Origin of the sequence: Moorena sp. SIO3E8, assembly GCF_010692445.1 — a bacterium.
GTDB lineage: Bacteria > Cyanobacteriota > Cyanobacteriia > Cyanobacteriales > Coleofasciculaceae > Moorena > Moorena bouillonii.
Map to the genome: position 1 here is coordinate 1 of NZ_JAAHHM010000265.1, position 4,470 is coordinate 4,470.

5 protein-coding genes are annotated in these 4,470 nt (G+C 57.6%); 1 reads left to right on the plus strand and 4 read right to left on the minus strand.

Annotated elements, in window-relative coordinates; all coding sequences use genetic code 11:
* Nucleotides 1–339: sulfatase-like hydrolase/transferase (locus F6K46_RS38445; protein WP_293118048.1), on the minus strand; the 339-nt coding region annotated here is incomplete at its 3' end.
* A gap of 431 nt (nt 340–770) precedes the next feature.
* Here F6K46_RS38445 and F6K46_RS38450 point away from each other — a divergent pair.
* Nucleotides 771–1,697, plus strand: coding sequence for a nuclear transport factor 2 family protein (locus F6K46_RS38450; RefSeq protein ID WP_293118051.1), 927 nt, complete (start codon nt 771–773; stop codon nt 1,695–1,697).
* 257 nt (nt 1,698–1,954) lie between these two features.
* On the opposite strand, the gene F6K46_RS38455 is transcribed toward F6K46_RS38450, so the two are convergent.
* The 3 genes from F6K46_RS38455 to F6K46_RS38465 form a co-directional block, all read right to left on the minus strand.
* Nucleotides 1,955–3,217: a ferric reductase-like transmembrane domain-containing protein gene (locus F6K46_RS38455; RefSeq protein WP_293118054.1), complete on the minus strand. Its 1,263-nt coding sequence runs from the start codon at nt 3,215–3,217 to the stop codon at nt 1,955–1,957.
* Between the two features lie 12 nt (nt 3,218–3,229).
* Complete coding sequence (locus F6K46_RS38460) at nt 3,230–3,694, minus strand: hypothetical protein (RefSeq protein ID WP_293069030.1); 465 nt, start codon at nt 3,692–3,694, stop codon at nt 3,230–3,232.
* Between the two features lie 149 nt (nt 3,695–3,843).
* On the minus strand, nt 3,844–4,470 hold a 627-nt coding region (locus tag F6K46_RS38465), incomplete at its 5' end, for an AraC family transcriptional regulator (RefSeq protein WP_293118057.1).

Sequence of the window (4,470 nt, forward strand, 5' to 3'; positions counted from 1 at the left end):
ATCGTTCGGGTCGCAGCGCCGCGGATCGACGCTGGTATCGGTATAGCCGAAGAGCGCCGGGGCGTAGCCCAGCCGGCGCATGGCCCTGGCGATGTTGTCGTGGCGCGCATCCAGGGGCGTGCCGTTGCGGCAGACCCGGTGGTTCATCTGATAGAGGCCGGTCAGCAGCGAGGCGCGCGCCGGCGAGCAGGGCGTGGCCTGGCAGTAGTGCCGGCGGAACAGCACGCCGTCGGCGGCCAGCGCGTCGATCGCCGGCGTCTTGACCAGCGGATGGCCGGCGGCCCCGAGGCAGTCGCCCCGCCACTGGTCCGCGGTGATCAGAAGAACGTTCATGGTCATGACGGCTAAGACTCCATCGCCGGCGGTCTGAAAGGCTGCGCTTCCGCAAAGGGCGCGAAAGGCGGCGGGAGTTTGGCCGACTTCGACGAGCCTTTCCACTGCCAAATCGACCGGGACGCCCACCCTGGATCGACTGCCGTCAGATTTCATCCGACCGTAACAGAACCGCGCTTGCGAACCGCCTCTCTCAACTGCCCTCGCCGCACGTCCCGAAGGCTTGCGAAAGGGACGTAGGCGGCCAGGGAACGTAAATCTTTTGGCGCGAAATACCATTGTATGCTACACGAAAAAGTGGTTTCTGCTATACTATCGGCAGAGCGCTTTTCAGACGGCGGACGACGGCTGGTCCCAATCCTTCATCGAGGGCTGACACGAGGGCCGGTTCGGACGCCGTTGCGGCCGTTCCGCGCCGCGTGACGGAGGGAAATCGAATGTCGTCGAATCCGGGTCTGCTGGACACCATGAGATCCGCCTATGCGGCCTATGACGCGGGCGATTCGGGGCCTTTCCTGGATCTTTTCTCCGAAGAAGGCGTGATCCGTTTCACCGCGCCGGAGTCCTTCCTGCCTTTCGCCGGCCCCAGCTACGGACCCGAGGGCGCGCGCGACGCGCTGCTGGCGATTTCCGAGCTCTTCGAATGGCAGAGCTACAACGTCTATGAGCTGATCGTCGACGGCGACTCCGTCTTCGCGGTCACCGGCGGGCGGCTGCGCCACCGGGAGAGCGAACAGGAAACCGACGTACAACTGGGCGATCTGATCCGCTTCGAGGACGGCAAGATCGTCGAGTTCGTGGAGTTCTTCGATTCCGCCGGTCTGCGCGCCTGGACCAGCGGCGAGGGCGTCCCGGCCTGTGCGGAACTCAGTGCCGGCCTGGCTCCCTCCGGCGCCAGCGCCGCCTATCCGGCCTGGGCGCCGCCGGCGGAGGTGGAGCCCCAGACCCATTGCGCCTCTTCCAACAAGGCGCTGCTCTCCAAATGCTACGATGCCTACGCCCGCTTCGATCCCGAACCCCTGGTGCGCCTCTTCGACAGCGCGGCCAGCTATAACACCGTCGGCCGCCGCGAGGACTTCACCTTCGCCGGCCCCTGCTACGGACGCAGCGCGGTGCTGGACAACATCGCGCGCATCCACGCCGACTACGACCTGGAGAAATACGAAATCAGCCGCATGATCGCCCAGGACGACCTGGTCGCCGTCCACGCCGACGTCGGTTTCCGCTACAAATCCACCGGCAACCTGGTCGCGGTCGACAAGGTCGACCTCTTCCGCATGCGCGACGGCAAGATCATCGAGTTCAACGAGTTCTTCGATACCGCCTCGGCGCTGGATACGCGCGAAGGGGCTGGGGAAGGTTAGAAAGGCGGGGTGTTTGTTTTCGGGGGAACGTGTTCCCCCGCGCCCCCTAGTCACTTAGGGCCTGCAATTAAGAGCGCTGGGTTACCTTCGCCGAAGTCTAACGCGCACAATTGAAGACCTGTCCATAGAGGTGCGGTCTTTAGTTCGATTCTGGTATTGGAAGCCAAGCTCTGTATCCCAGAACTTGATCTGAATGACCGCAAGGCGGGACGAAGCGGCCATTAGACATCTAAAGCCCAATGGCCGCTTTCCGAATCTCATCTGAATTCAAATGCCTCGACGTGTATGGCCTTGCGTTTCACGCCTTCCGTCTTGAGGTCCTTCATAAGACCTTCGACCATCGGCTTAGGGCCGCAAATGAAATACTCATAGTCAGTTAGTCCGCCAGGCAGCCGCTTCTTCGCAACATCGATGCGAGCGAAATCGCCTTCATCTGAAAAAAGAGGATAGAGCGTGATGTTATCCCGAGTTGCTGCAACTGCCTCCAGCTCTCCAAGGAAAATAGCTTCTTCCTTGTTGCGGGCCGCGTAGGCGAAGTGGATTTCCCGGTCATCGTCGTCTTCCATTGCCCGAAGCTTTGAGAGGAAAGGTGTCAGACCGATACCGCCTGCGACCCAGACTTGTCTCCTGCATCCCGTCTTCGAGGCATCGAAGCGTCCATAAGGTCCGCGAACGATGACCTCGCCGCCTGGCTTTAATTCTTCACGAACTTTCCTGGTCCAATCGCCCAGCACTTTCATGGTGAAGCGCAAACGATCTTCATTTGGGGCGCTAGAGATGGTGAATGGATGGGGTTCTGACCAATCCTTGCCTTGAATTTCAACAAAGGCGAACTGGCCCGGTTTGAACTTCAGCATGTTACCGACGGGCTTCAAGACAACTTCAGTTGCGCGTTCCAGAGAGTTTACGGCCTCGATGGTGAAACTCATGGCTGTGCGCTTGTTCATGCCGAACATCGTATAGACAAGAGCAACGGTACCGGTGAGCGCTGCGACGATAAGTAGTATGCCAGATGCGCTGAACCGTTCAAAGAAGATGCCAGGCGCATTCATAAAGTGGCCGATTACCAGAATGTATACCAACGCCATAACCTTGTGCGGATTCCGCCAGCGTGAATAACTGATTTTCCGATTCAAGGCGACGAACAGACCAATGACCAGTAACACCATCGAGGCCATCCCTATCTGAGCGGACGGGAATGTCGAGTTCAATACAGGATCAACACCGGGCGGCAATTCCTTTGGGATGCTGAAGAAATGCACCAGTGCGAAAACCGCCGTGAACGTACCGGCCACGCGGTGGACCTGATACATGCGGTCCAATCCACCAAACATCTCCTCGAAGATCTCCAATCTTGTGGCTAACACGACGGAGAACGTCATCAAGAGGAAACTGATACCACCAAGCAATGTAGATCCTGTGGTTCTGACTGTGTGATGCTCAGGTGCAAAAGTCAGATGCAGCGCGATAAAGAGAACAATTGTTCCAATGATTAGATTGATACCTTGTAAACGCAACATGGTTTGTCCTCCTTACTGGCTGTCGCGGGCGCTGGCGTAGCTGGCGTTTACGGCGCAGAAGAGGCCAAGAACGCCGACGATCGTCCGAAACCAGTGCATCATTTGCCAGGTCGCGAGTTCATCGGTGATTGCCTCTGCACTCAACGTTCCACCTGCAAGGAGCGGGTTGGCTGAACCGAAATAGATCGGAACGCAAACCAACATAATGAGTGTTGCTGCAGCTCCTGCGGCGAGCCAAAGTCTGTTGGGGCGTTTTTTCCAGAGCGCGAGGCCTGCTGCCAGCACCATGCTTCCCGTTCCCAAAATGGTCAGGACAATCATGGTTCCAGCGATTGTAGGCAGGCTTGTCGCGAATATTTGCGTAAACTCGGCAGGTTCCAGTGCGCGCCAGTACGGCACGAGACCAGTTGCGATCAAAACCATGCCACCTGCCAATAATCCGAACAGTGTGGTGGCGATTTGTGAGAACAGTTTCATTTTACGTCTCCTCGAGTAGTGGCTTTGACTTGAATTCAGGGCGCAAAGGATCGTCCGGTGCAGCGCATCGGTTAGGCTTCGCCAGGGTGTTTGTGATTGGTGGTTTTTAGATCATTCCAAGGGAACTGACCTTGGGCACAGCCCGGGACTTATTCGATCTGCTTATTGTATTGTCGCCGATAGTCAGAGGGCGTTTGACCGGTCCAGCGTTGGAAAGCCCTTCTGAACGCCCTCTCGTCTGAGTAGCCCAGCAGGAACGCGATTGAACCGATGTCGTTGCGGTTATCACGAAGCAGCTCTGTTGCTCTGTGCTCACGAACTTTATCGATTAAACCTTGAAGGGTTGTTCCGTGTTCTGCCGTTATCCTCTGGGCCGTGCGGACGCTCATATTTGCGGCAGCAGCGACGCTGGCCGTATTGAAGACACCTGCCTGCGCGTTCTCTGCGGCTGCCTTCCTGAGCGCTTTCAGTTCTTTCGGCTCTTTGGCGGCTTCGATCTGCTTTTTGATGCCCGAGAGATGGGTCTGAACGTAGTTGAAGAGTTCGACGTTCGCCTGCTTGATTCGCTCACCGAGCTTCTCAGGTTTGATAATGAGGCTGATCTCGTCTGCGTCGAATTCCACGGGGACGCCGAAATAGTCGACGTAACGAGCCACCTCGCAATGAGGTTCATGGGAGAAACTGATGCGCTCAAAGCAGTCGGGTATTCCAAGAAACTCGGAAAAGAGACGCGATATGAATGCAGAGCCGATTTCCGCCGAACGGCCGCCATCCAT